A 23,246-nucleotide genomic window follows, 5' to 3' on the forward strand; every position below is an offset into this window, starting at 1 on the left:
CCTACCACGCAGCGTCGCCTCGACGGCGTATCAGGCTGATTTTCTGTGATTTGCCACACATTCAGAATGAAAATATCAGAAGTCCGGTCTCCACGGATTGCTGTTGCTTCTCGATTTTTCATGAAACTGCGATATTAAGTGCAATAACTCATCATTGTGCGAGCGCACAGGAACGACAGGACCCAGTGATGGCAGACAAGGTGTTGACCGCGAATCGTCTGACCGACGGCATTGCCGTATGGCTTGACGCCAGTGGAGCGTGGAACGAGGCATTGCAGAGCGCCTTGGTGGCGCGGCACACTGAGGCCGTCACGGCATTGGAGGAAATTGGCAAGCGCGACTTTTCTGCAAATCTTGTCGTTGACGTCAACGTGGTGGACGTGGAAGAGGTCAATGGCCTTATCCGTCCTCTGCGCCTGCGTGAGCGTATTCGCGCCGCTGGTCCGACGATGGATTATGCCCCCGGTTACAAGCCCGCTGATCCGGCATTCATTGCTGCCTGAGGAATTCGATGTATCGTTATGATGAGTTTGACCACGCTTTCGTTTCCAGTCGCGTGGAGCAGTTTCGTGATCAGGTCGCGCGCCGCCTCTCGGGCGAGCTCGCAGAGGATGCATTCAAGCCGCTGCGTCTGATGAATGGCGTCTACCTGCAGCTTCATGCCTACATGCTACGTGTTGCGATCCCCTATGGCACGCTGAATTCCCGGCAGATGCGGATGCTTGCGCACATCGCGCGCAAGTACGACCGTGGCTATGGCCATTTCACCACGCGCCAGAACATCCAGTACAACTGGCCGAAACTTTCCGATACGCCGGATATCCTGTCGGAACTCGCGTCCGTCGAGATGCATGCGCTACAAACCTCTGGCAACTGCATTCGCAATGTAACCGCTGATCATTTCGCCGGTGCTGCTGCGGACGAGGTAGCGGATCCACGTCCATACGCCGAGATCCTGCGTCAGTGGTCTTCGGTGCATCCCGAGTTTTCCTTCCTGCCGCGCAAGTTCAAGATTGCAGTGACCGGCGCTGAACGCGACCGTGCTGCCATTCAGGTTCACGACATTGGTCTGCATCTGAAAAAGAACGACAAGGGTGAGATCGGCTTTGCCGTTTACGTCGGTGGTGGCCAGGGCCGCACCCCGATGATCGCAAAGAAGATCCGTGACTTCCTGCCGGAGCAGGATCTGCTGTCCTATACGACTGCGATCTTGCGCGTGTACAATCTGCATGGTCGCCGTGACAACAAGTACAAGGCGCGCATCAAGATCCTTGTGCACGAGACAGGAACGGAAGAACTCACTCGTCAGGTAGAAGCCGAGTTTGCCCATTTGCAGGGTGCCGAACTGAAGCTTCCTGAGGCAGACATCCAGGCGATCAGCACCTATTTTGCACCGCCTGCGCTGGTTGCGCGTCCTGAAGGCTGGGCGCAGCTGGCGGGTGCGAAGAAGGCAGATGCCGGTTTCGCGCAGTGGGTGCACCAGAACGTTCAGCCTCACAAGCATCCCGACTACGGCATGGTGACGATTTCACTCAAGCCGATCGGTGGCGTGCCAGGTGATGCGACCGATGTGCAGATGGACGCCGTCGCGGACATCGCAGAGCAGTATGCGCTGGATGAAATCCGGATCACGCACGAGCAGAATATCGTTCTGCCGCATGTGGCGCTTGCCGATCTCGAAGCCGTCTATAGGGCGCTGGTAGCGCAAGGGCTTGCAACAGCTAATGCCGGGCTGATCACCGATATGATCGTCTGTCCCGGTCTTGATTACTGCGCGCTTGCGAATGCGCGGTCCATTCCGGTTGCGCAGGCAATTTCGCAGCGTTTCGGCTCCGCCGAGCGTCAGGCAGAAATCGGTGAGTTAAAGATCAAGATCTCGGGATGCATCAACGCCTGCGGGCATCACCATGTTGGTCATATCGGCTTGCTCGGCGTTGAGAAGAAGGGTGCTGAACTCTATCAAATCACGCTCGGTGGTTCGGCGGACGAGCATACTTCGATCGGTGAGATCATCGGGCGCGGTTTTGAGCCGGAAAAAGTGACCGATGCCGTCGAGAAGATCGTGGATACCTATCTTGGCCTTCGATTGTCCAAGGAGGAAACCTTCCTTCAGGCCTATCGTCGTGTCGGCCCGCAGCCTTTCAAGGATGCGCTTTACGGCGAAGCTGCACAGGCAGCATAGGTTTAGGGATTGAACATGACACGTATCTGGACAGAAAACGGTTTCGTGGACGCTGATCCCTGGATCATCGAAACGGATGAGGTCAAGGCAGGCGAGGGGCAGACGGCTCTCCTCACCATTGATGAGTTGATCGAGCGCGCCGATAACTCCAACGACGTTGGCTTTGGCGTACTGGTCAAGCCCGCCGATGACGTATCAAGGTTGGAGCCCTATCTCTACCGACTGGCGCTGATCGCTGTCGCCTTTCCCGCGTTCAACGATGGTCGTGGCTTCAGCCACGCCTCTCTGCTTCGCGAGAGGCTCGGCTACGCCAATGAATTGCGTGCGGTGGGCGATGTCTTGATCGACCAGGTTCCGCTCATGCTACGGTGCGGCTTCGACAGTTTCGCGGTCACCAATGAGACCGCGTTGCGTCGTCTTTCCGAAAACCGGCTGCCGGGCATTGCTGTTCACTACCAGCCCACGGCTCGTGCAGCAACAGGCGGCGAAGCCTATAGCTGGCGCCGTCGCTCGGCCTGATTAAAGCTGAGTGCAAGAGGCGAATTTTTCCAAGCATCCGCGACATATAAACGCGGATGCCTTCAAAACAGTGTGTTCATGGTATATGTCGCTAGCGCACACGAAGCTGGATAGAACGAGACGCACGAATGAACGTTTCCGCCAAGACTGAAGAATTCGCCGCCAAGGCACCCGCCAATATTCCGGATGGAGTTTATGCGGAAACCGTTCTGGCTGTCGAACATTACACGGATCATTTGTTTCGTTTCCGCATGACGCGCCCTGCGGGCTTCCGCTTCCGGTCAGGCGAGTTTGCAATGATCGGCCTGATGGTTGGCGAGAAGCCGATCTATCGTGCTTACTCCATCGCCAGCCCGGCCTGGGACGAAGAACTGGAGTTCTTCTCCATCAAGGTGCAGGACGGTCCGCTGACGCAGCATCTTCAGAAGATCAAGCCAGGCGACACGGTTCTCATGCGAAAGAAGCCGACTGGCACTCTGGTGCTCGACGCGCTGACGCCGGGCAAGCGCCTTTACATGTTCTCGACCGGTACGGGCATCGCTCCGTTTGCGAGCCTCATTCGCGATCCCGAAACCTATGAAAAGTTTGACGAAGTCATTCTCACGCATACGTGCCGGGAGATTGCGGAGCTTAAATACGGTTTCGACCTGATGGAAGAAATCCGCAATCACGAGTTTCTGGCTGAGGTTGTCGGCGACAAGCTCAAGCATTATCCGACGGTGACACGTGAAGATTACGCGTTCCAGGGGCGCATTACCGATCTGATCGCAAACGGCAAACTGTTTACCGATCTAGGCGTTCCGCCGCTCGATCCAGCTGTTGATCGCGGTATGATTTGCGGATCGACGGCCATGCTCAAGGACACTAAGGAATTGCTTGAAAAGGCGGGACTGACGGAAGGCGCAAACAATAAGCCTGCCGAGTTTGTCATCGAACGCGCATTTGTCGGCTGATCTATAGATATACTTTACGAAAAAGGCTCTGGATCGATCGATCCAGAGCCTTTTTTGTCTTGGGAGACAATGTAATGTCAGTCGCGCTTGATTGTCGCCAATAGCTGCCACAGATCCGCGCCTGTTTCAAAAACGGCGGCGTTGGCTTTGAAAAACAGCGATGCTTCTGTGAGCTCAAGCATTTCCTGCCCGATGTCTACTCCTTCTCCGTCAGCGCCCGGCTGTTGAGATTGAGATAGATCTGCTCGTACGCCACCATCAGGGGTCGTGCTGAATTGGGTGGAGAGGCGGCTGTAGTTCGATGAGTCAACATTTGCAATGTTGTTGGCAGTGGCAGAAAGCCGCGTAACCTGTGCCTGCATGCCAGACAGGGCCGAATTCGTAACACCGCTCAAGCTCATTTTCACCTCTCCAGGCAATTATGCCTGACGATGACCATACCCAACGAATAGATCGTTGTCGCTGATGATACGTCGGTAGGATTGATGAGATGTAAACTCAGTCACGTGATGTATGGACAGATGAATAACTTCAGCGGGACAATTTACGACTTGGCAATAACCCGCCCAAATTAAGTACAGCTTTACAGCAAAGCGGCTCCGTACGTGTCTACGGAGCCGTCATTCACAAATCTGATAGGGCGAACATCAGGGCGTCACGGTAAAATTCGCCTTCATGCCTGCTTCGAAATGGCCCTTGATATTGCAGAGCAGGAGATAGTTGCCTGCAGCGAGTTTGACCTTGAGCTGACCATCTTTGCCGGGCTTCAGATCGGAAACTTCACCCAGACTTTTGAGCTTCGATTCATCGACCCTATGTTTCGCCGCATTATAGGGAATTTGATCATTGGCACTCTTCAGCTTGACGAGCACCATTTCATGCTCTTCCGTCATGGCGCTATTGTGAACCTTGAACGTCACGTCACCCGCCGGGACGCTGGCTTTATCAAGAGACAATGTCATCGGTTGACCGCCTTCGCCATTGGTCATGACCATGACAGTCGAACCGGCTGCGAATGCGGGTGCCGATGCCAGCAAGCCGCCAGCAACCAGAAGCGATAGTGTTGTAAGTCTGGACATTGAAATTCTCCGTTCGGTATTGCCCCGGAGAATGGCTAGCAACCGATACTGACGGCTTGCTGAAGATCGGCATGCCGGCATTGGCATTCCGCTCCCGGTCAGAGAACCGGGAGCGGGTTTTTTAGTTACTCCGCAGCCTCTGCATATTCCTCCATTGGAGGGCAGGTGCAGACGAGGTTACGGTCACCGTAGACGTTGTCGATACGGTTGACGGGAGACCAGTACTTGTCCACGCGGAAAGAACCCGGAGGGAAGCAGGCCTGCTCGCGCGAGTAAGGACGGTTCCACTCGCCGACCAGATCCTCGACCGTATGCGGTGCATTCTTGAGCGGGTTGTTTTCCCGATCCATCTTGCCCTCTTCGATCTGGCGCGCTTCCTCGCGGATCGCCAGCATCGCATCGCAGAAGCGATCGATCTCCGCCTTTGTTTCCGACTCGGTCGGCTCGATCATCAGGGTTCCTGCAACCGGCCAGCTCATGGTCGGTGCATGGAAGCCGCAATCGACGAGGCGCTTCGCGATGTCATCGACAGTGACACCGGCTGAAGCGCTCAATGGGCGTGTGTCGATGATGCATTCATGCGCAACCCGGCCGGATGCAGACTTGTACAGCACATCATAGCTACCGGCGAGACGGGAAGCGATATAGTTGGCATTCAGGATTGCCACCTTCGTTGCCTGCGTCAGGCCTTCGCCGCCCATCATCAGGCAGTAAGACCAGCTGATCGGCAGAATGGATGGAGATCCGAATGGTGCAGCCGAGACCGCACCTTCGCGTCCGTCCCATTCCGGGTGTCCCGGAAGATAGGGTGCCAGATGCGACTTGACGCCAATGGGTCCCATGCCGGGTCCGCCGCCGCCATGCGGAATGCAGAAGGTCTTGTGCAGGTTGAGGTGCGATACGTCAGAGCCGATATCGCCTGGGCGGGAGAGGCCGACCATGGCATTCATGTTCGCGCCATCGAGATAGACCTGGCCGCCATGCTGATGGGTAATCTCGCAGATTTCCCGAACAGTTTCCTCAAACACACCGTGCGTGGACGGGTAGGTGATCATGCAGGCGGAAAGGCTGGACGCGTACTGTTCAGCCTTGGCGCGGAAATCATCAAGATCGACGTCGCCGTTTTCCTTCGCCTTTACCGGCACCACCTTCATGCCCACCATCTGCGCCGAGGCGGGGTTGGTTCCGTGCGCCGAGGTGGGGATCAGGCAGACATCACGATGCGTATCACCGCAGGCGATGTGGTAGTTGCGGATTGTTAGCAGGCCAGCATACTCACCCTGCGCACCGGAATTTGGCTGCATGGAGAAAGCGTCGTAGCCGGTGATCTGGCAAAGCTTGGCAGACAGATCCTCGATCATTTCCTTATAGCCGGCGGCCTGTTCGACCGGGGCGAAAGGATGCATGTCGGAGAATTCCGGCCAGGTGATCGGCAGCATTTCGGCCGTGGCATTCAGCTTCATCGTGCACGAGCCAAGCGGGATCATTGCACGATCGAGCGCCAGATCGCGATCCGAAAGACGGCGGATGTAGCGCGTCATTTCGCTTTCAGCACGGTTCATGTGGAAGATCGGATGCGTCATGTAGGCCGATGTCCGCAGCAGATCCTTCGGAAGACGGTAATCTGCTTCGAAATCCGAGACAGCGAAATTGCCGCCGAAGGCACGCCAGACCGCTTCCAGCGTTGCGGGACGCGTGCGCTCATCCAGTGACATGCCGATCTTGGTTGTGCCGACCTTGCGAAGGTTGACGCCTTCGGCAACGGCGGCGCGCAGGATGAGGCCCTGCATATGCCCGACCTCAACGGTGATCGTATCGAAGAATGCGTCAGGCTCTACCATATAGCCGAGCTTTTCCAGGCCCTTGGCCATCAGCACAGCTTTTCTGTGAACCTGCTGGGCGATGGCCTTCAGACCTTCGGGTCCGTGGAATACGCCGTACATGGAAGCCATGACAGCGAGAAGCACCTGCGCGGTGCAGATGTTTGACGTCGCTTTTTCGCGGCGAATATGCTGCTCGCGCGTTTGCAGCGACAGACGATAAGCCCGGTTGCCGCGCGCATCGACTGAGACGCCAACGAGACGACCCGGCATGGAGCGCTTGTGCGCATCCTTCACAGCCATGAAGGCTGCGTGCGGACCACCATAACCCATGGGAACGCCGAAGCGCTGGGACGAACCGATTGCGATGTCCGCACCCATTTCGCCTGGAGACTTGAGGAGTGTCAGCGCCAGCAGGTCGGACGCCATGGCTGCCACGGCACCAGTCTGGTGCAGGCGGGCGATCAGACCGGAGAAATCCTGCGCATGACCGTGTGTACCCGGATACTGGAAAATCGCGCCAAACACATCGACAGGATCGAGATCCGTAAACGGATTTCCAATGATGACCTTCCAGCCAAGCGGCGCCGCGCGGGTTTCAATCAATGCGATCGTCTGCGGATGGCAGGCCGCATCCACGAAAAAGGCTGTTGCCTTGGATTTCGCCTGACGCTGGCAGAGCGCCATGGCTTCAGCGGCTGCGGTTGCTTCATCGAGAAGCGAAGCATTGGCGACATCGAGACCTGTCAGGTCGCAGATCATGGTCTGGAAGTTCAGAAGGGCTTCCAGGCGGCCCTGCGAGATCTCTGGCTGGTAGGGCGTATAGGCCGTGTACCAGGCAGGGTTTTCCAGAATATTGCGCTGGATGACCGGAGGCGTGATCGTACCATAGTAGCCCTGTCCAATCAGCGACGTCAGGGGCTGGTTCTTGTTTGCGGTCTCACGCAGACGATCCAGGGCCTCGCGTTCGGTCAGAGCCGCACCCCATGCCAGCGGCTCGCGCTGGCGAATGGAGGATGGCACTGTTGCGTCGATCAGGGCGTCTAGCGACGGATAACCGATAACCTTCAGCATTTCCTTCATTTCGGAAGGAGAGGGACCAATGTGCCGCCGATTGGCGAAATCATAGGGCTGATAGTCGGTGAAATGGAAATCGCGGGTGTCAGACATTAGCCAACCAGCTCCTTATAGGCCGCTTCGTCCAGAAGATCATTGGCGTCGGCAACATTGCTGAGCTTCAGCTTGAAGAACCAGCCTGCGCCCTGCGGATCGGAATTGACCAGCGATGGGTCGGAGGTGATCGCCTCATTGATCTCGACGATCTCGCCGTCGAGGGGACAATACACGTCGGACGCAGCTTTCACGCTCTCGACCGTTGCGGCTTCGCCGTTCTTGGCGAATGTGCTGCCGACTTCCGGCAGTTCCACAAATACGAGATCACCGAGCTGGTCTGCAGCGTGCTGCGTGATGCCAACAGTTGCAACATCGCCATCAAGCTTCAGCCATTCGTGTTCAGCGGTAAATTTCAACATGGTTCTCTCCGGAAGTTTTTTAGCGTTTGTAGGTAGGGGTAATAAACGGCAGGGACGCGACCGTCAGCGGCAGGTATTTGCCTCGAACTTCCGCAAACACCTGTTGGCCGGGCACCGCGAGTTCGCTCGGCACGTAACCCATGGCAACGGGGCCTTCGACAGAAGGACCGAAGGTCCCGGATGTCACTTCGCCGATTTCGCGCTGGCCTTCAGCATCCGCAAAAAGCTTGGCATGGGCGCGCACCGGTGCCTTGCCCTCGGGCTTCAGGCCGACGCGGCGGCGGCTTGTCTTGTTCGCCAACTCGCCGAGAATGCGTCCGGCGCCCGGGAAGCCGCCTTCACGTTCGCCACCAGCGCGACGTGCCTTCTGGATGGCCCATTCCAATGAAGCCTCGATCGGTGACGTGGTCGTGTCGATGTCGTTGCCGTAGAGGCACAAACCCGCTTCGAGGCGCAGAGAATCGCGCGCACCGAGACCGATGGCTTCGCAATCTTCATGGGCCAGCAATGCCTTGGCCAATTCTTCGGCTTTGTCCGAAGGAACGGAGATTTCGTACCCGTCTTCGCCCGAATAGCCAGAACGGGAAACGATGCAGTCAGCACCCACCAAAGTCACATCGCGGACGTCCATGAACTTCATGGCGGCGACTTCGGGAGCGAGTGAGGCGAGAACGGCTTCCGCTGCCGGGCCTTGAAGCGCGATCAGGGCACGATCTTCGAGCAGCGTTACAGAACAGCCGGAAAGATGCGCCTTCATGTGAGCGACATCGGCTTCCTTGCAGGCCGCATTTACCACGACAAGCAGGTGATCGCCGCGATTGGTGATCATCAGATCATCCAGTATTCCGCCGTTGTCATCCGTGAAGAAACCATAACGCTGGCGACCTTCCTTCAGGCCCAGAATATCGACCGGAACGAGCTTTTCCAGTGCGAGGGCTGCATCGGCAACGGCGCCCGAGGCTGCCTTCACCAGCACCTGGCCCATGTGAGAGACGTCGAAAAGGCCAGCTTTTGCGCGCGTATGAAGGTGTTCCTTTAAAACGCCTGCCGGATATTGAACCGGCATGTCGTATCCCGCGAACGGCACCATGCGTGCGCCGAGCGAGATGTGAAGTGCATGGAGTGGGGTAGTGGACAGTGGGCCGCTATCGGTCAAGAACGCCTCCAGATCAGGTGCGGCTTGGCCGCACGGGCTCAGTTACTGACGCCAAAACAGCGCCTTTCAAAGAGCCCCCTCTGTCCTTTGCGCCTGAGATTGTTATCCCTTCGGCGAGCCCTTCGCGTAGAAAAGGCTTCTCTCCAGAGTTCTGTAGGTCTCGCTGGTCCTTTTGCCTGAGAGTTTCCGGGGCGGTTGCTCCTTCGGCGCCGCATCGAAGCGGTTTCTCCCAACGAGATGTGCCGTCATTATGAGAGCAGGATGCCAGTTGGCAAGTAGCAAATGTCGCAATGGACACGAAATTTGTCGCGCAGCCTAACTGCGGGTACGGACTTAATCGCTTCGGCTATTACAAGCCGAGATCCTGAAATAACGGAAGACAGGAAGAGCCTAGAGAGCGACCGGCTTACTCGGTTTCCTCATACGCCTTGCTGACATCCTGCAGACTTGGGAAGCTTTCGGCGTTTCGCTGCATGGTATCACCGAGACTCAGTGCAAGCGGAGGTATGAGCGCCACTGCTTCCGCCTTCTCTGCACTACCAGCTTTAGCAATCTCGTTGGTTTCCGCATCGTTTTTCACATCGCGCACCTGATCTTTTGTCGAGATCCTGCGAGCCGGCTTCGCTGCCTCCATGGCGTAAGCGGCTGTTGCGGCGGAAATTGAGAGGACTTGTGTCATGGCCATATCCACGTCTAGTTTCCATGAGTATATCGTCACCGACCTCAAGGAAGCTTAAGTCGTTTCCTAGAATTGTAGACATCCGGACTTTCAACTCATCTGGAACAAAAATGCTGAACATAGTTCTCGTGGCCGTAGGCGGCGCCTTCGGTTCTGTTTGTCGCTATCTCACCGGCATCCTCATGACGAGGCTGATGGGCCCTGCTTTTCCCTGGGGCACAATCACTGTCAATATTGTCGGGTCGTTCGCAATCGGTTTGCTGACGGAGTTGGTTGCGCGGCGCTTCGATGCCTCTTTGGAAATGCGGCTGCTGCTTGTCGTTGGCATTCTTGGCGGGTTCACGACGTTTTCGTCGTTCTCCCTCGATACTGTTGCGCTGATCGAAAAGGGTGCCGTTTCATCGGCCGTGATCTACGTATTTTCCAGCGTCGTTGTTTCGCTCATGGCAACTTTTGCCGGTTTTGCTGTCGGTCGCGCGCTGCTCTAGGGTCAAAACTCAATCAGGTTTCGGGCGTGGCGCGAGCGGATTTTGTTGGCGAGCAGGAGAAGAGGCTGCCGTGGAGCGCCACTCCACAAAGCCTTTTCGACGCCTTCGCAGAGAAAATCTGCCGCGTTCCGCAGGGATATGGCGAAAATCGCTCATTTCTGCGTCGCGAATCCTTGATGGATATTGGATCCACCGGCGGCTTCGCTTCTATAACTGAACGATTTTCTGCCATACCACGCTCCAAATCCCGATTGAGTTTTGACCCTAACCTGTATTTCCCAACTGACCCTTTCCAATCGGAGGTGAAATCATCTAAAGGCTGAACCTTGATAAACAGGTTTCAGGAAAGAGGTTCGATGGCTGGCATCGAGCATATCCGCGTAGACGCGGACGAGGCGGGCATGCGCCTCGATAGATGGTTCAAGATCCACTACCCGGGTCTGGGGTTCGGAGCGCTTCAAAAGCTGCTGCGATCGGGACAGATCCGTGTGGATGGCGGCCGGGTCAAATCCGACACCCGTGTTCAGCCGGGACAGATGGTGCGCGTTCCACCGATGGATGTGGATCCCAAGATCAAGAGCGGCCCGATTGGCGGCAAGGATCTCAAGCACGGTGATGATGCCCAGTTGCTGGCGCGGATGCTGCTGCATGAGGACGACAAGGTCTTTGTGCTGAACAAGCCTGCCGGTCTGGCCGTCCAGGGCGGTTCCGGTGTCGCCAGGCATATCGACAAGATGCTGGAAGCCTGGGTGAGCCAGAAGGGCGAGAAGCCACGTCTGGTACACCGCCTCGACAGGGATACGTCCGGTGTTCTGGTGATCGCGCGCACACGCGGCGCAGCCCAAAAGCTGACTGCGGCTTTTCGTGAGCGCGATACAAAGAAAACCTATTGGTCGCTGGTCAAAGGGCTTCCACGCAAGCGCGAGGACAAGATTTCCACCTGGCTCGTCAAGGAGCAGACCCCCGATGGCGACCGTATGCGCATTGCCAAGCACGGGGAAGAGGGGGCCGATCACGCTGTTTCCTACTACCGCGTGATCGATACTGCCGCGCAAAGACTGTCGTGGCTCGAGATGGAGCCCTATACAGGCCGTACGCACCAGTTGCGTGTTCACGCGCTTCATATCGGCCACCCTATCATTGGCGATCCGAAGTATTTCGAGGACGACCCGAACTGGGATTTCCCGGGTGGTGTGCAGAAGCGTTTGCATCTCCACGCACGCCACATCGACATTCCGCATCCTTCGGGCGGGCGCCTGCGTGTGACGGCGCCGCTGCCTCCCCACATGGTGCAGAGTTGGAACCTGCTCGGTTTCGATCAGGCGGATGGCGCAATTGATGACGATGAGTGATCTGCGTCTCGTTCTTTTCGATTGCGATGGGACGCTTGTCGATAGCGCGAAGCTGATTCACGAGGTGATGGTTCGAACCTTCACCCATTTTCAGTATGCGGCGCCGACGCTGGAGCAAACGAAGTCCATCATTGGATTGACGCTCGATATCGCAATCGCGCGGCTGCAAGGCAAAGCCCATGCCGATGAAGAAGCCGTCGGCATGATGGCCTATTACAAATCCATCTTCCTGCAGACGCGTTCCGAACTCGGGTTCGAAGAGCCGCTTTTCGACGGGATCCGGGAGGTTCTGACCTCGCTTGAGGCTCGCGAGCAATTGCTTATCGGCGCGGTAACGGGCAAATCGCGCCGTGGCTTGAACATGATCGTTCAGACGCATCAATTCGGCAAACTGTTCACGGTGAGCCGGACAGCAGACGATTGTCCCTCAAAGCCGCATCCGGCAATGGTCACCGAATGCTGCGATGAAAGCGGGATCCCACCCTCTCGTACACTTGTTATCGGCGATGCCATCTACGATATGCAGATGGCGAAAGCGGCTGGCGCCACAGCGATTGGCGTTTCCTGGGGCTATGCCTCAGTTGCCGATTTGCTTTCCGCCGGTGCGGACGCGATTGCCCGGACACCAGACGACCTTTTGAGACTGATTGGCTGAGGAAGCCCGAAAATGAGAGAACTCTTTGATCTTCCAGATGGTCTTAGCCATCCAGATCCTACCCGTCGTGCGCAGATTCAAATGCAGAAGCCGCTTCCAAAGCGCTTCTACAAAGAGGTCTCCGTGAGCTTGGACGGTGAAGAGTTTGCCGTCCTGCTCGACGGGAAAGCGATCAAGACGCCTGCAAAGCATCCCCTCAAGGTTCCGACGGAGGCGTTGGCCGCCTTGCTTCAATCCGAATGGGATGCGCAGAGCGAGACCGTCGATCCATCCACCATGCCGGTCACGCGTCTGGTCAACACTGCGATTGATGGTGTTTCGCTTGAGATGCAGGCGGTGTTCGATGAAATCGTTCGCTTCTCCGGCGGCGATCTGCTGTGCTACCGTGCAGATGGTCCCGTGGAACTTGTCGCTCGGCAGACTGCAGAATGGGATCCTGTCATGGAGTGGCTGGCCAGCGAAGTTGGTGCACGCTTCATCCTGATAGAAGGGATCATGCCGCAGGAACAGCCAGATGACGCTATCGCGGCCTTTGCCGATGCGCTCAGACCCTTCTCGACCCCTTTGGACCTCGCCGCGCTCCACACAATCACATCTCTCACTGGTTCCGCCATGCTGGCTTTGGCCTTTGCCAGAGGTTTCATCGGAATGGATGAGGCGTGGAAACTTGCTCATCTCGATGAGGATTGGACCAATGAACATTGGGGCGTCGATGCGGAGGCTGAAGCGAGACGCTCCAAGCGTTACCAGGAACTGCAGGCGGCGGTTGCGGTATTTCGATCTCTGCGCTCCTGATCGGACGAATTTAACCGAAACCTAACCCTGTTCTGAGACCATCGGACAAATTGTTCCGGTGGTCCATGAACAGCGCTTTTGTCCGAGTTTTGTTGCTTTTGCTGGCCTGGCTGACCCTCAGCAGCTTTCGGCTTGCGCCGGGAGATCGCCCTCCGGAAATGGCTGTGCTCTACGATGTCCGTGGTGCATTTGTCAGCGCTCCACCCACCGTATCCCGGCGACTTGTAACGGAAACCGACCGGCTTGTAGATGAAGCCATACGCGCGACATTTCGAGCAACTTTGCTTCCTCGAGCCGTTCTGACTGTCCGGATCATCGAGGTAAAACGACAGGAATACATCGTCGGTGGTCGTTTCAGCGCCGATGTTTCCGTTGACGCTACAGCAGTCGGTAATGGTGAAAAGATCGCGGCCGGAGTTTTCAGCGTCTCCTCATTTTCCCTTCATCCAGAGTATGGCGACGTGGCTTTGGCGAGGCGGATCGCCGATCGCATCTCGTTCGAGTTTCGTCTTCAGGAGACAGGACCCTCAACCCTTGCCACCGCCCTGTTTCCACGGTTCTGAGAATTCATCCAATCGTCACATGCTATCTTTCTAAATGAAGCAGCTTCGGTTTTGATGGCCGGGTTGTGAGCATGATTCCTTTTTAAATCGTTTGGAGGAGATGGTGATGAAGTTTAACCTCCTGGCAGGGGCGTGCATTGTTGGGATGATGGGATCTGGACCGGCCATTGCGGAAAACAGGGCGGAAAACAGGATTGACCAGATCCGACCGGACGCGCCAGAACTGGCGGCCTATGGAACCGCACCGGTTGGTGTGCGAACGCTGAACCTCACCAACCCCAACCAGATCAATGTCGCCAAGGCGGAAGCGGGCAAGGAGCCGCCGCGATATGACAGGCCACTGACGCTTGAAGTCTGGTATCCTGCAAAGACCGACCAGATGGGCGGGGAGTACCGAACGCTTCTTCGTGATGGCAAGACGGAAGTGACGTTGAAGGGCAGGGCGGTTCGCGATGCAGAACCCCTGAAGCCGGAGCCGAAATATCCTCTGATCATCATTTCGCATGGCTATCCGGGCAACAGGATGCTGCTGAGCCCGCTTGCGGAGAATCTCGCCAGCAAAGGTTATGTCGTTGCATCGATCGACCATACGGACAGTACATATGCTGACCGCGGACCCTTCGGCAGCACGCTGGTCAACCGTCCGCTGGACCAGAAATTCGTTCTGGACGAGATTTCGAGACAGGAGACATCTAGCAACAGTTTTCTCTCCGGACTGGTCGATACATCAACCACGGGCCTCATTGGTTATTCCATGGGCGCATATGGTGCAGTCATCACCGCAGGGGCGGGCGTTTCCGACGGCGCCGTGACAGCTGATTGGAGCGCGCCGAACAGTTTGCTTGCCATCCATAAGGCAGGCTCGGAGACGCATCGTCAGCTTTTCGATCAGCGGTTCAAGGCAATCCTAGCCATTGCTCCCTGGGGCATGCAGCGTGGAATGTGGGATGCAGCGGGGCTTGCTGAAATCAAGGTTCCGCTCTTTTTCATGGCTGGCAGTGTTGATGACGTTTCCGACTATCAGAAGGGTATCCGCAAGATCTTCGAAGCGAAAATGCCGGTAGACCGTTACCTGCTCACATTCGACAATGCGAACCACAATGCCGCGGCGCCCATGCCTGCACCCGCTGAAAGCTGGAAGGTTAGTGAGACGTTGGGATATGCACCCTTCGATCACTACGCCGATCCGGTGTGGGATACGGTGCGCATGAATAACATCGCGCAACATTTCGCTTCGGTCTGGTTCGATCTCAAGCTGAAAGGCGACCAGGACAAGGTGCGCTATCTGGATCTGGTAGAGGACGCCGAGAAAGGCGTGTGGTCGGCGCAACAGGGCGGTGGGTTCAAGCCGGATCACACTTACTGGGCCGGTTTCAAGAACCGGACCGCTAAGGGATTGAAGCTGGAGCACCGCAAGCCGGACTGATTTCCAATCTTGCTATCGATATGTGCATGAGCAACGAAGCGGAGGTCGACGGGTTCGATCTCCGCTTCCTTTTGCGTCAACTGGTGAGCTTCAATCCGGCAATGCCGATCAGGATCAGGCCAATGCAGGCTATGCGGGCCACTGTCGCCGGATCACCAAACAAAACCATGCCCAGTGTTACGGCGCCCACCGTGCCTATCCCTGTCCAGACTGCATAGGCTGTGCCAATGGGCAAGTCGCGAACGGCGAGCCCAAGCAGGCCAACGCTTGCAACCATGGACAAGACAGTCAGGATTGTGGGGAGAGGGCGCGTAAAGCCGTCAGTGTATTTCAGGCCAATGGCCCAACCAACTTCGAGCACGCCGGCGAGGAACAGGTATATCCAGGGCATGTATCGCTCCTTTTGAGAGCGAGGTCGTCCCCGCCGGTTCACCATGCTTCGAGAGGAAAAGCATACGCAGTCGTCTGCGCAAGCCAGGAGGTAGTGTGTGACCTGACCTATTTCAAGACCTGCTGAATTTTATCCGAGCCGCTCGGCGTGCCACCGCAGATGATCATTCATAAAGGTCGAAATGAAATAGTAGGAGTGATCATAGCGTTCGTGCATGCGCAAGGTCAGGCCGATTCCTGTGCCCTGAATGGCGTCCTCAAAGAGCCAGGGACGCAATCCGTTTTCCAGAAAACTGTCAGCCTTACCCTGATCAATCAGGAATTCCGGAAAACGGGCTCCATCCTGAACGAGGGCGCATGCATCATAGGCGCGCCAGTTGGCTTTGTCCGAGCCGAGATATTTTTCCAAGGCGGGTGCAGACCAATCCGCAGTGGATGGCTCCACGATGGGGGCGAATGCCGAGCAGCTCTTGAAGCGATCAGGGTTCTTCAGCGCGATCGTCATTGCGCCATGGCCGCCCATCGAGTGGCCGAACATGCCTTGACGTGTCATGTCTGCCCGGAAGTGCTCGCTGATCAGGGCCGGCAGTTCCTCGGTGATGTAGGTATACATCCGGTAATGTTCAGACCACGGCATTTCTGTTGCATCCAGGTAAAAGCCTGCGCCTTTACCCATCTGCCAATTCGTCAGCTCGTCCGGGACGTCATTGCCCCTTGGACTGGTATCGGGGCACACGATGATCAGCCCGAGTTCAGCCGCCAGCCGCCGATATTCTCCCTTTTCCATGACGTTGGCATGGGTGCAGGTCAGGCCGGACAGGAACCAGAGTACCGGTCTCTTCTCGGTGATGGCCTGCGGAGGCACGAAAACGGCAAAGGTCATTTCACAATTGCACGCTTCCGACTGATGCTGGAAAACGCCCTGCATGCCGCCAAACGCTGTATTCTGGGAGATGACTTTCATTTCTTATGTCCTTGCGCGGTGTCAGCCTGCCAATGCGACGGCGGCATTGACTGTTGCCGCCACCAGCACCGTATTGAAAAAGAAGGCTGTCAGAGAATGGGAGAGATTGATACGCCGCATCGCAGTCGTCGTGATTGCAACGTCCGATGTTTGCGCCGTCATGCCAATGACGAAGGAGAAATAGAGGAAATCCAGACCGGCCGGTTCTTCCGTCTCGGGAAATGAGAGCCCACCCTGGACCTTGCGAACGCCGTCCGGCCCAGTGACATGCCGCCAAAAATGATGCGCATAGTGCGACGCAAACATTGTATGAAGCGTCAGCCAGCCGCCGATGACGGACAGGAAGGCAAGCGCAATCTCGAAACTACTCACATGCGAACCCCGATTGAGCGCATTGAACAATGCTCCGATTGCCGCGACGACGGCCAGAATCGTGACGAGTATGATGGCGTAGGCGGGCGCATCATCGCGCTCCCGGCTGTTTTTGTAACGCTCTACGGTGAGGTGCGGAATTCGACGGCCCATAATGCCCAGATAGATCAGGAAAAAGGTGACCGCCGCACCTTCAATGAGGAGATTCGGGGCGAAGTAAGCAAACAACGGCACGGCAGCAAGCCCGGCCAATCCCGCACCGTAGAACGGGCTGTAGCGGCGGCTACGCCATTTCAGCTTCACTCTCGGTGTCCCGCTTGTCATCCCGCAGATCCATCCGCGCGCATTGCCCGGCGGCAGAGAACATCCAAGGCGGAGAGAAACGCGGAGCGGTCCTTTTGAGTGAAGGCCGCGTTATAGCCTTTGCTTTCCCCGGTCTCCCGCAAATGCGCACCGAGGTCCCGCATGGCGCTCGCCATGCCGATATTTGTCTCATCGAAAATCCGGCCAGTCGGCCCCGTGACCTGCGCGCCATTGGCGACGCAGCGAACAGCCAGCGGCACATCTGCAGTCACCACGACGTCGCCGGTTCCGGCCCGTTCCGCTATCCAGTCGTCCGCAGCATCGAATTTACCGGAGACAATGACGTTCTTGATCATCGGGTCGCGCGAGGGTCTAAGCCCGGAATTTGCGACGAACGTGACCTCCACCCCGAAGCGTTCCGCAACTTTGAGGATCTCGGGCTTCACCGGACAGGCATCAGCATCGACATAGATCATGATGAAGACCTCACCATATCGACGTGGGGAATACCATCCTCGACATATTCTTCCGAGATCACCGCGAAACCAAGGGCGCCGTAGAAGTGCTGGAGATGGCTTTGTGCGGAAATCTCCACGTCAATACCCGGGAAACGATCGGCGCAGACCGCCAAAGCCTCCCTCATCACAGCCTCGCCCAAGCGTTTGCCGCGATGATGCGGGGATACCACGACCCGGCCGATCCGCGGGTTCTTCCCGTCCACCGGCGGGAGAATCCGCGCAGCTGCCATCAGGTCACTGCCCTGCATTACGCGCAGATGCAGTGCTCCGTCGTCATTGCCATCCAGCTCTTCATAGGCGCATGCCTGCTCGACGACGAAAACGTCGACGCGCAGTTTCAACAGAGCATAGAGTTCGCGTGCGGAGAATTCATCAAGGCTCCGCACGTCCACTGCGTAGGAGGGGTGGCTGATCAATAAACCACCACGCCGCGAATGCTTTCGCCCTTGTGCATCAACTCGAAGCCCTGGTTGATATCCTCAAGCGGCATGGTGTGCGTGATCATCGGGTCGATCTGGATCTTTCCGTCCATGTACCAGTCAACGATCTTTGGAACATCGGTTCGTCCGCGTGCGCCGCCAAAGGCCGTGCCCATCCAGTTACGTCCGGTCACAAGCTGGAAGGGGCGCGTCGAGATCTCCTGGCCCGCTCCCGCCACGCCGATGATGATGGACTTGCCCCAGCCGCGGTGCGAGGATTCCAGTGCCTGACGCATGACCTTGGTGTTGCCCGTGCAGTCGAAGGTGTAGTCTGCACCACCGATCAGATCGCCGTTCCGCTTCGTCATGTTGACGAGGTAGGGCACGATGTCATCGCCGACTTCCTTCGGGTTTACGAAATGCGTCATGCCGAACTTCTCACCCCAGGCCTTGCGGTCCGGGTTGATGTCAACGCCGATGATCATGTCCGCGCCGGCCAGACGCAGCCCCTGCAGGACGTTGAGGCCGATACCGCCGAGACCGAAGACGATTGCCGTCGAGCCAATCTCCACCTTGGCTGTGTTGATGACAGCGCCAATGCCTGTCGTCACGCCGCAGCCGATGTAGCAGATCTTGTCGAAAGGAGCGTCTGGGTTGACTTTAGCGACAGCAATTTCCGGCAGGACCGTGAAATTCGCGAAGGTGGAGCAACCCATGTAATGATGGATCTTGTCCTTGCCGATGGAGAAGCGGCTTGTGCCATCCGGCATGAGGCCTTGCCCTTGCGTGGAGCGGATCGCCGTGCAGAGGTTGGTCTTGCGGGAAAGACAGGAATAGCATTCGCGGCATTCCGGCGTGTAAAGCGGAATGACGTGGTCGCCTTTCTTCACCGACGTTACGCCCGGTCCGACATCAACAACAATGCCAGCGCCCTCATGGCCGAGGATTGCCGGGAAGAGACCTTCGGGATCGGCACCGGACAACGTGAAATCATCCGTGTGGCAGATTCCTGTTGCCTTGACCTCGATCAGAACCTCTCCAGCGCGCGGGCCTTCAAGCTGAACGGTCATGACTTCAAGGGGCTTGCCAGCCTGAACGGCAACGGCTGCACGTACATCCATCTTTAATCTCCCTACATTCTTGATTCATCACGCTTGTTACATGCCCGGCTCAGAGGCTCAAGTCTTCAGTGCGACATTCATTGACGGCCGAAACTCTGTGCGTGTGAATTTACGATCAGGCCTCCAAGCGCGCCCGCGCGACCTGTTCTCGCCAGATGATAAACAGCCCGGACGCGACAATGATTGCAATACCCAGCCACTTTGATGGCGTGGGGAAATCGGAAAACAGCAAATAGCCCAGCACAGTTGCGGAAATGATCTCGAAATACTGAAACGGTGCCAGAAGAGACAGGGACGCCATCCGGAACGCGCGAACCACGAGCAGATGAACGTAGCCGGACAGCGACCCCAGTATGACAAGCAATGTAAGCCCAAGGGTCGACGAGGGCAGGGACATTGCAAAATCTGTCTGGCCCGCCAGATGCCCGATAACCAGGATTACGCCCATGAAGAGTGTACCGCCCAGGCCGGACATCATCTGCATTGTCAGCGGTGAGTCGGCGTCGCCAAGCGCGCGATTGAGAAAGAGATAGAGCGTGAAAAGGGCGGCGCAGGCAATCGGCAGAAGAGAGGTGGGGCCAAAGATAGCGTAGCTCGGCTGGATGACGATCATCGCACCGGCAAAGCCGACAAGGATTGCCAGCCATCTGCGCCAGCCGACGCGTTCGCCGAGAAAGATTGCAGACATAATCGTCAGCAGGAAGGGCTCGACAAAATAGATGGCGAATACGTCTGCCAAAGGCATGTATTTGACAGCGGTGAAGAACAGCAGGCTGGCGGCTGCATGAAGCGCACCGCGCAGCAGGTTCATCCATGGCCGCTTGACGTTACGGAAGCTGCCAACACTCCAGAAGAAAAGCGGTGCCAGAACAACAAGCTGGAAGAAAAAACGATAGAACGTCACTTGGCCGGGCGACATGGTTTCGAATGTCGCCATGTATTTTGCGATGGCATCCATCATCGGAAGCACGATCATGCAGAAAGCCATGAGCGCCATTCCCGGTACGGTACGGTCGGTGCTTGCGCTCGCGCTATGCATGAGTGTTCTCCCTATGTTCGACATCAATCACAGGGACTCACCTTACGTCAAGCGCCTCGTCTGCTCACTCAGACCATTTCCCGTGCCGTTGGTCCAAACACATCCTCGAATGCCTGCCGCAGCCTGACATCGACGTCCGTCATCAAGATCGGCAGGCCGAGATCCATGAGGCTGGTGACGCCGTAGGCGGAAATTCCGCAGGGCACTATGCCTGAAAAGTGCGAGAGGTCTGGATCTACATTGAGCGAGAGACCATGAAAGCTGACCCAGCGCCGCAGCCGGATACCAAGTGCTGCAATCTTGTCCTCGGCTATGGATCCATCTGGCAAGAGCGGTTTTTCCGGCCTGCGAACCCAAACGCCGACGCGATCCTCACGGCGCTCGCCGCGAACATTCATGGAATCTAGGGTTCGAATGATCACCTCTTCCAGTGCGGCGACATAACCACGCACATCTTGGCGCCTGCGCTTGAGGTCAAGCATGACATAGGCCACGCGCTGGCCAGGTCCGTGATACGTGTATTCACCTCCGCGGCCTGTCGCGAACACGGGAAAGCGGTCCGGTTCGATCAGGTCAGCCGAATCTGCACTCGTGCCTGCTGTGTAGAGCGGCGGATGCTCCAGAAGCCAGACAAGCTCGTCCGCTTTGCCATCAGCAATCTCCGCTACCTCGCGTTCCATGACCGCAAGCGCATGGTCGTAAGGCACAAGATCATCAGAGATTCTCCAGCGGACGGGCGGGGAGCCCTCCTTCGGCAGCATGGAAACCTCAAGATCGGTGCGCGTCAGCATGGCATGGTTCTCTTTTTTCGATGATGCCCGCTTATATCCACAGGCGTAAAACCCTGCAAATGCGGGCTCCTCCACATATGGGGATTGTTTCGAGAAATTTATCTTTCAAAAAACTGTCACGGCGCTCTTGCGCGGGCCAAAACGCTTTGCTAGATGCTCCCTCGCCGACGCAAGAAGGCCTACCACGATGCGGTCGTGGCGGAATTGGTAGACGCGCAGCGTTGAGGTCGCTGTGGGGCAACCCGTGGAAGTTCGAGTCTTCTCGACCGCACCAAGTACTTGAGAAAAGCGCTGATTTATCAGCGCTTTTTCTCGTTTATGGGACAATGATTTTTGGCGTCGTCCTGTTCACTTTTGCAATCCAGCTTTCCAAGTGCCTGCTTTGCAAGGTTCCACCGTTCTACGCGGCGGGTATAGGCCTCGCTTGTCTTGGCTTCCGAACTGTCGCTAGATTAGCCTTTTAGCTCAGGCGCTACGGTCACGGCGCTGCATCGAATGCGTCGGCTTCACTTTGCGTGAGAAACACAAACGTGACCAGCTCGCTGTCGTCTTGCTGGCGGATTCCAACCGCAGTCACAATCAAGCGCGCGATTTCGTCCTGCGCTTCACTTCCTGATCGAAACGAATGAACAGCGGCTTCGAGTGACTTGGCAAACACCTCGCTGATCAGTCCAAGGCGCATATTGTGCTTCATGATGATATTGCGATCTTCAATGATCGCGACCTGTTCATCCTTCGGAATACCAGCATTGTCCAGCGCGGTGATAGTCGCATTCGTGGCCAGCTTGATCGGTCCCTCTTCCAGCCATCGATCGACCATCTGGTTGAACTGACGCATCCGTGATGCAGGAATGGTCTTCTGTACAGATATGGTCATCCTGAAACCTTCAATTGAACCAAGCGGACGGCCAGCGTGATCTCGCGGCAGCAACGTGACGTCAATCGGTCGCCCGACCCCGTTCTAAAGATAACGGCGGTCGCGTCCGCTCGTCTTTTGGCATGCGAAGCAAGAGAAACCAATCCTCAACTTATGTGAATCCATCCATTTCCCGAGGAACTTGAAGCAGTGCACGCTTCAGGAGGCCATGGTTCATGCAGATTTCCATCGAAGCCTTCGCGGCTTTTCAAGCCGGAAAACACACTTTCCCACAGGCGCCAAAATCGGTGGAAAATATTGTTCCGATGCGGGCTACCGCATTGAAACGTCTTGCACGATCTGAGGCGAAATCGTCCGTACGGTGGCGCACGGTGACAAGCCGAACCGCAAGGGTTAAGATGATACATCGTCAGCTATTACATCCCGGGCGCTGACGGCTGTGAGCCTTAATCGCTTCCGCCTGTTTCAAGGAGGAAAGCGATGCCGTTTTCAAAAGCACAGTATGCGGATCTTAATCCCGACCTTCGATTGATCCTGCTGAGGTGGTCGAAGTGCTTCACGCCGCTCGAATCGGAGCAGCACGCCCTGGTGGAGCGCACGATCGCTTCTGCATGTGAGGATGATTTTCTGGAGATCGGTGAAGATCCGAAATCCAGGTTGTTCTATCTGATGTTGCGGTTGGTCAATGAGGATCAGGTGTCTCGCGACACGCTACGCACATTCGCGCCGTCTTCAGAAAACGCTGATGAGATCAACGATCATGCGATCTCCGCAAGCATCGTTTGCCTCGTGACGAAAAAATAGACTGAGCGCCTCGCCTTGTTCAGGAAGTTTCCTGTCGGAATAGACGTGAGCGGGTCAGGAAACGTTTCTCTCGCCCATTGTCGAGAGAGAACATGCCGCCGCGACCGGGAACGACGTCGATAATCAGTTGGGTATGTTTCCACACTTCGAACTGGCTGCCGCTGATGTAAACCGGTACGCCGCCGATCTCTCCCAGTTTTACATCCGTCTCGCCAACGCGGTATTCGGTCGTGGGATAACACATGGGAGAAGAGCCATCGCAGCATCCAGCGGACTGGTGAAACAGAATATCCGGATAATCCTTCTGAATCTCACGGATGAGCTGGAGTGCAGGTTCTGTCGCCGTTACGCGCGGTTCATCAATTGGTTGATCCATACTCTCGTCCTCATCAATGACTGAATCGCTCCAGTAATCAGAAGGCCCCCGATCGGGGAACGGGAGCCCTCGT

Annotated in this window: 27 protein-coding genes, 1 tRNA gene and 1 riboswitch; of the genes, 12 read left to right on the forward strand and 16 right to left on the reverse strand. The window is 56.6% G+C overall.

The window, feature by feature from the left end; translation table 11 throughout:
• Positions 1-188 precede the first annotated feature (188 nt).
• From G6N80_RS18240 to G6N80_RS18255, 4 genes are all read left to right on the forward strand, one after another.
• A complete protein-coding gene (locus G6N80_RS18240) occupies positions 189-503 on the forward strand; it encodes a DUF2849 domain-containing protein (protein ID WP_062554413.1) in 315 nt (104 codons plus the stop codon).
• A gap of 8 nt (positions 504-511) precedes the next feature.
• A complete protein-coding gene (locus tag G6N80_RS18245) occupies positions 512-2,182 on the forward strand; it encodes a nitrite/sulfite reductase (protein WP_165135884.1) in 1,671 nt (556 codons plus the stop codon).
• A gap of 15 nt (positions 2,183-2,197) precedes the next feature.
• Positions 2,198-2,701 (forward strand): DUF934 domain-containing protein, encoded by a 504-nt coding sequence (locus tag G6N80_RS18250; RefSeq protein ID WP_062554415.1) that lies wholly within the window; start codon positions 2,198-2,200, stop codon positions 2,699-2,701.
• Between the two features lie 128 nt (positions 2,702-2,829).
• A complete protein-coding gene (locus G6N80_RS18255) occupies positions 2,830-3,654 on the forward strand; it encodes a ferredoxin--NADP reductase (protein WP_062554416.1) in 825 nt (274 codons plus the stop codon).
• A 77-nt stretch (positions 3,655-3,731) separates the two neighbouring features.
• On the opposite strand, the gene G6N80_RS18260 is transcribed toward G6N80_RS18255, so the two are convergent.
• From G6N80_RS18260 to G6N80_RS18285, 6 genes are all read right to left on the reverse strand, one after another.
• Positions 3,732-4,055: a flagellar basal body rod protein FlgC gene (locus tag G6N80_RS18260; protein ID WP_165137170.1), complete on the reverse strand. Its 324-nt coding sequence runs from the start codon at positions 4,053-4,055 to the stop codon at positions 3,732-3,734.
• Between the two features lie 246 nt (positions 4,056-4,301).
• Positions 4,302-4,733 carry a plastocyanin/azurin family copper-binding protein gene (locus G6N80_RS18265; protein ID WP_062554418.1) on the reverse strand — a complete coding sequence of 144 codons (432 nt, stop codon included), beginning with the start codon at positions 4,731-4,733 and terminating at the stop codon, positions 4,302-4,304.
• A 125-nt stretch (positions 4,734-4,858) separates the two neighbouring features.
• The gene (gene gcvP, locus G6N80_RS18270) at positions 4,859-7,723 is read right to left on the reverse strand and encodes an aminomethyl-transferring glycine dehydrogenase (RefSeq protein WP_165135887.1); all 2,865 of its coding nucleotides are present in this window, start codon (positions 7,721-7,723) and stop codon (positions 4,859-4,861) included.
• Positions 7,723-8,085 (reverse strand): glycine cleavage system protein GcvH, encoded by a 363-nt coding sequence (gene gcvH / locus G6N80_RS18275; protein WP_137133961.1) that lies wholly within the window; start codon positions 8,083-8,085, stop codon positions 7,723-7,725. Before gcvH ends, gcvP begins: the two co-directional genes overlap by 1 nt.
• Positions 8,086-8,104: 19 nt before the next feature.
• Positions 8,105-9,241 (reverse strand): glycine cleavage system aminomethyltransferase GcvT, encoded by a 1,137-nt coding sequence (gene gcvT, locus G6N80_RS18280; protein WP_062554421.1) that lies wholly within the window; start codon positions 9,239-9,241, stop codon positions 8,105-8,107.
• A gap of 154 nt (positions 9,242-9,395) precedes the next feature.
• Positions 9,396-9,483, reverse strand: a riboswitch (glycine riboswitch).
• Positions 9,484-9,647: 164 nt separating this feature from the next.
• A complete protein-coding gene (locus G6N80_RS18285) occupies positions 9,648-9,932 on the reverse strand; it encodes a hypothetical protein (protein ID WP_156379147.1) in 285 nt (94 codons plus the stop codon).
• Between the two features lie 98 nt (positions 9,933-10,030).
• Between G6N80_RS18285 and crcB the strand changes: the two genes are divergently transcribed.
• From crcB to G6N80_RS18315, 6 genes are all read left to right on the forward strand, one after another.
• A complete protein-coding gene (gene crcB / locus G6N80_RS18290; RefSeq protein ID WP_062554423.1) occupies positions 10,031-10,408 on the forward strand; it encodes a fluoride efflux transporter CrcB in 378 nt (125 codons plus the stop codon).
• 356 nt (positions 10,409-10,764) lie between these two features.
• On the forward strand, positions 10,765-11,760 hold the full coding sequence (locus tag G6N80_RS18295) for an RluA family pseudouridine synthase (protein ID WP_062554424.1): 996 nt from the start codon (positions 10,765-10,767) through the stop codon (positions 11,758-11,760).
• A 1-nt stretch (position 11,761) separates the two neighbouring features.
• A complete protein-coding gene (locus tag G6N80_RS18300) occupies positions 11,762-12,415 on the forward strand; it encodes an HAD-IA family hydrolase (RefSeq protein WP_062554793.1) in 654 nt (217 codons plus the stop codon).
• A gap of 12 nt (positions 12,416-12,427) precedes the next feature.
• The gene (locus G6N80_RS18305) at positions 12,428-13,210 is read left to right on the forward strand and encodes an ATP12 family chaperone protein (protein WP_062554425.1); all 783 of its coding nucleotides are present in this window, start codon (positions 12,428-12,430) and stop codon (positions 13,208-13,210) included.
• 65 nt (positions 13,211-13,275) lie between these two features.
• Entirely contained in the window at positions 13,276-13,773 is a 498-nt protein-coding gene (locus G6N80_RS18310; protein ID WP_062554426.1) for a hypothetical protein, read from the forward strand.
• 106 nt (positions 13,774-13,879) lie between these two features.
• On the forward strand, positions 13,880-15,199 hold the full coding sequence (locus tag G6N80_RS18315) for an alpha/beta hydrolase family protein (RefSeq protein ID WP_200958459.1): 1,320 nt from the start codon (positions 13,880-13,882) through the stop codon (positions 15,197-15,199).
• Between the two features lie 76 nt (positions 15,200-15,275).
• On the opposite strand, the gene sugE is transcribed toward G6N80_RS18315, so the two are convergent.
• From sugE to lipB, 8 genes are all read right to left on the reverse strand, one after another.
• Positions 15,276-15,590: a quaternary ammonium compound efflux SMR transporter SugE gene (gene sugE, locus G6N80_RS18320; RefSeq protein WP_062554427.1), complete on the reverse strand. Its 315-nt coding sequence runs from the start codon at positions 15,588-15,590 to the stop codon at positions 15,276-15,278.
• Between the two features lie 129 nt (positions 15,591-15,719).
• Positions 15,720-16,553, reverse strand: coding sequence for an S-formylglutathione hydrolase (gene fghA, locus G6N80_RS18325; protein WP_062554428.1), 834 nt, complete (start codon positions 16,551-16,553; stop codon positions 15,720-15,722).
• Positions 16,554-16,574: 21 nt separating this feature from the next.
• A complete protein-coding gene (locus G6N80_RS18330; RefSeq protein WP_062554429.1) occupies positions 16,575-17,249 on the reverse strand; it encodes a DUF1345 domain-containing protein in 675 nt (224 codons plus the stop codon).
• Positions 17,246-17,704, reverse strand: a complete 459-nt coding sequence (locus tag G6N80_RS18335; protein WP_165135890.1) for a YaiI/YqxD family protein — start codon at positions 17,702-17,704, stop codon at positions 17,246-17,248. The genes G6N80_RS18330 and G6N80_RS18335 overlap by 4 nt, the downstream gene beginning before the upstream one ends.
• A complete protein-coding gene (locus G6N80_RS18340; protein ID WP_062554795.1) occupies positions 17,701-18,159 on the reverse strand; it encodes a GNAT family N-acetyltransferase in 459 nt (152 codons plus the stop codon). The genes G6N80_RS18335 and G6N80_RS18340 overlap by 4 nt, the downstream gene beginning before the upstream one ends.
• Entirely contained in the window at positions 18,159-19,286 is a 1,128-nt protein-coding gene (locus G6N80_RS18345) for an S-(hydroxymethyl)glutathione dehydrogenase/class III alcohol dehydrogenase (protein ID WP_062554431.1), read from the reverse strand. Before G6N80_RS18345 ends, G6N80_RS18340 begins: the two co-directional genes overlap by 1 nt.
• 115 nt (positions 19,287-19,401) lie before the next feature.
• Complete coding sequence (locus G6N80_RS18350; RefSeq protein ID WP_165135893.1) at positions 19,402-20,325, reverse strand: DMT family transporter; 924 nt, start codon at positions 20,323-20,325, stop codon at positions 19,402-19,404.
• Positions 20,326-20,393: 68 nt separating this feature from the next.
• Entirely contained in the window at positions 20,394-21,116 is a 723-nt protein-coding gene (gene lipB, locus G6N80_RS18355) for a lipoyl(octanoyl) transferase LipB (protein WP_165135896.1), read from the reverse strand.
• Positions 21,117-21,305: 189 nt separating this feature from the next.
• On the opposite strand from lipB, the gene G6N80_RS18360 reads away from it, so the two are divergent.
• A tRNA-Leu gene (locus G6N80_RS18360) sits at positions 21,306-21,390 on the forward strand.
• Positions 21,391-21,594: 204 nt separating this feature from the next.
• On the opposite strand, the gene G6N80_RS18365 is transcribed toward G6N80_RS18360, so the two are convergent.
• Positions 21,595-21,993 carry a hypothetical protein gene (locus tag G6N80_RS18365; protein ID WP_165135899.1) on the reverse strand — a complete coding sequence of 133 codons (399 nt, stop codon included), beginning with the start codon at positions 21,991-21,993 and terminating at the stop codon, positions 21,595-21,597.
• Positions 21,994-22,473: 480 nt separating this feature from the next.
• On the opposite strand from G6N80_RS18365, the gene G6N80_RS18370 reads away from it, so the two are divergent.
• Positions 22,474-22,797 (forward strand): hypothetical protein, encoded by a 324-nt coding sequence (locus G6N80_RS18370; RefSeq protein WP_062554435.1) that lies wholly within the window; start codon positions 22,474-22,476, stop codon positions 22,795-22,797.
• Positions 22,798-22,816: 19 nt separating this feature from the next.
• Here the strand turns inward: G6N80_RS18370 and G6N80_RS18375 are convergent, their stop codons facing one another.
• Positions 22,817-23,173, reverse strand: a complete 357-nt coding sequence (locus G6N80_RS18375; RefSeq protein WP_062554436.1) for a DUF779 domain-containing protein — start codon at positions 23,171-23,173, stop codon at positions 22,817-22,819.
• Positions 23,174-23,246 lie beyond the last annotated feature (73 nt).

The organism is Rhizobium rhizoryzae, from assembly GCF_011046895.1.
GTDB classification, from domain to species: Bacteria; Pseudomonadota; Alphaproteobacteria; order Rhizobiales; family Rhizobiaceae; genus Neorhizobium; species Neorhizobium rhizoryzae.

What these genes read in the sequence shown, in the direction of transcription:
- G6N80_RS18240 (WP_062554413.1), top strand. Translation starts at nt 189, where the DNA reads ATGGCAGACAAGGTGTTGACCGCGAATCGTCTGACCGACGGCATTGCC.
- G6N80_RS18245 (WP_165135884.1), top strand. Translation starts at nt 512, where the DNA reads ATGTATCGTTATGATGAGTTTGACCACGCTTTCGTTTCCAGTCGCGTG.
- G6N80_RS18250 (WP_062554415.1), top strand. Translation starts at nt 2,198, where the DNA reads ATGACACGTATCTGGACAGAAAACGGTTTCGTGGACGCTGATCCCTGG.
- G6N80_RS18255 (WP_062554416.1), top strand. Translation starts at nt 2,830, where the DNA reads ATGAACGTTTCCGCCAAGACTGAAGAATTCGCCGCCAAGGCACCCGCC.
- G6N80_RS18260 (WP_165137170.1), bottom strand. Translation starts at nt 4,055, where the DNA reads ATGAGCTTGAGCGGTGTTACGAATTCGGCCCTGTCTGGCATGCAGGCA.
- G6N80_RS18265 (WP_062554418.1), bottom strand. Translation starts at nt 4,733, where the DNA reads ATGTCCAGACTTACAACACTATCGCTTCTGGTTGCTGGCGGCTTGCTG.
- gcvP (WP_165135887.1), bottom strand. Translation starts at nt 7,723, where the DNA reads ATGTCTGACACCCGCGATTTCCATTTCACCGACTATCAGCCCTATGAT.
- gcvH (WP_137133961.1), bottom strand. Translation starts at nt 8,085, where the DNA reads ATGTTGAAATTTACCGCTGAACACGAATGGCTGAAGCTTGATGGCGAT.
- crcB (WP_062554423.1), top strand. Translation starts at nt 10,031, where the DNA reads ATGCTGAACATAGTTCTCGTGGCCGTAGGCGGCGCCTTCGGTTCTGTT.
- G6N80_RS18295 (WP_062554424.1), top strand. Translation starts at nt 10,765, where the DNA reads ATGGCTGGCATCGAGCATATCCGCGTAGACGCGGACGAGGCGGGCATG.
- G6N80_RS18305 (WP_062554425.1), top strand. Translation starts at nt 12,428, where the DNA reads ATGAGAGAACTCTTTGATCTTCCAGATGGTCTTAGCCATCCAGATCCT.
- G6N80_RS18310 (WP_062554426.1), top strand. Translation starts at nt 13,276, where the DNA reads ATGAACAGCGCTTTTGTCCGAGTTTTGTTGCTTTTGCTGGCCTGGCTG.
- G6N80_RS18315 (WP_200958459.1), top strand. Translation starts at nt 13,880, where the DNA reads ATGAAGTTTAACCTCCTGGCAGGGGCGTGCATTGTTGGGATGATGGGA.
- sugE (WP_062554427.1), bottom strand. Translation starts at nt 15,590, where the DNA reads ATGCCCTGGATATACCTGTTCCTCGCCGGCGTGCTCGAAGTTGGTTGG.
- fghA (WP_062554428.1), bottom strand. Translation starts at nt 16,553, where the DNA reads ATGAAAGTCATCTCCCAGAATACAGCGTTTGGCGGCATGCAGGGCGTT.
- G6N80_RS18330 (WP_062554429.1), bottom strand. Translation starts at nt 17,249, where the DNA reads ATGACAAGCGGGACACCGAGAGTGAAGCTGAAATGGCGTAGCCGCCGC.
- G6N80_RS18335 (WP_165135890.1), bottom strand. Translation starts at nt 17,704, where the DNA reads ATGATCTATGTCGATGCTGATGCCTGTCCGGTGAAGCCCGAGATCCTC.
- G6N80_RS18345 (WP_062554431.1), bottom strand. Translation starts at nt 19,286, where the DNA reads ATGGATGTACGTGCAGCCGTTGCCGTTCAGGCTGGCAAGCCCCTTGAA.
- G6N80_RS18350 (WP_165135893.1), bottom strand. Translation starts at nt 20,325, where the DNA reads ATGCATAGCGCGAGCGCAAGCACCGACCGTACCGTACCGGGAATGGCG.
- lipB (WP_165135896.1), bottom strand. Translation starts at nt 21,116, where the DNA reads ATGCTGACGCGCACCGATCTTGAGGTTTCCATGCTGCCGAAGGAGGGC.
- G6N80_RS18365 (WP_165135899.1), bottom strand. Translation starts at nt 21,993, where the DNA reads ATGACCATATCTGTACAGAAGACCATTCCTGCATCACGGATGCGTCAG.
- G6N80_RS18370 (WP_062554435.1), top strand. Translation starts at nt 22,474, where the DNA reads ATGCCGTTTTCAAAAGCACAGTATGCGGATCTTAATCCCGACCTTCGA.
- G6N80_RS18375 (WP_062554436.1), bottom strand. Translation starts at nt 23,173, where the DNA reads ATGGATCAACCAATTGATGAACCGCGCGTAACGGCGACAGAACCTGCA.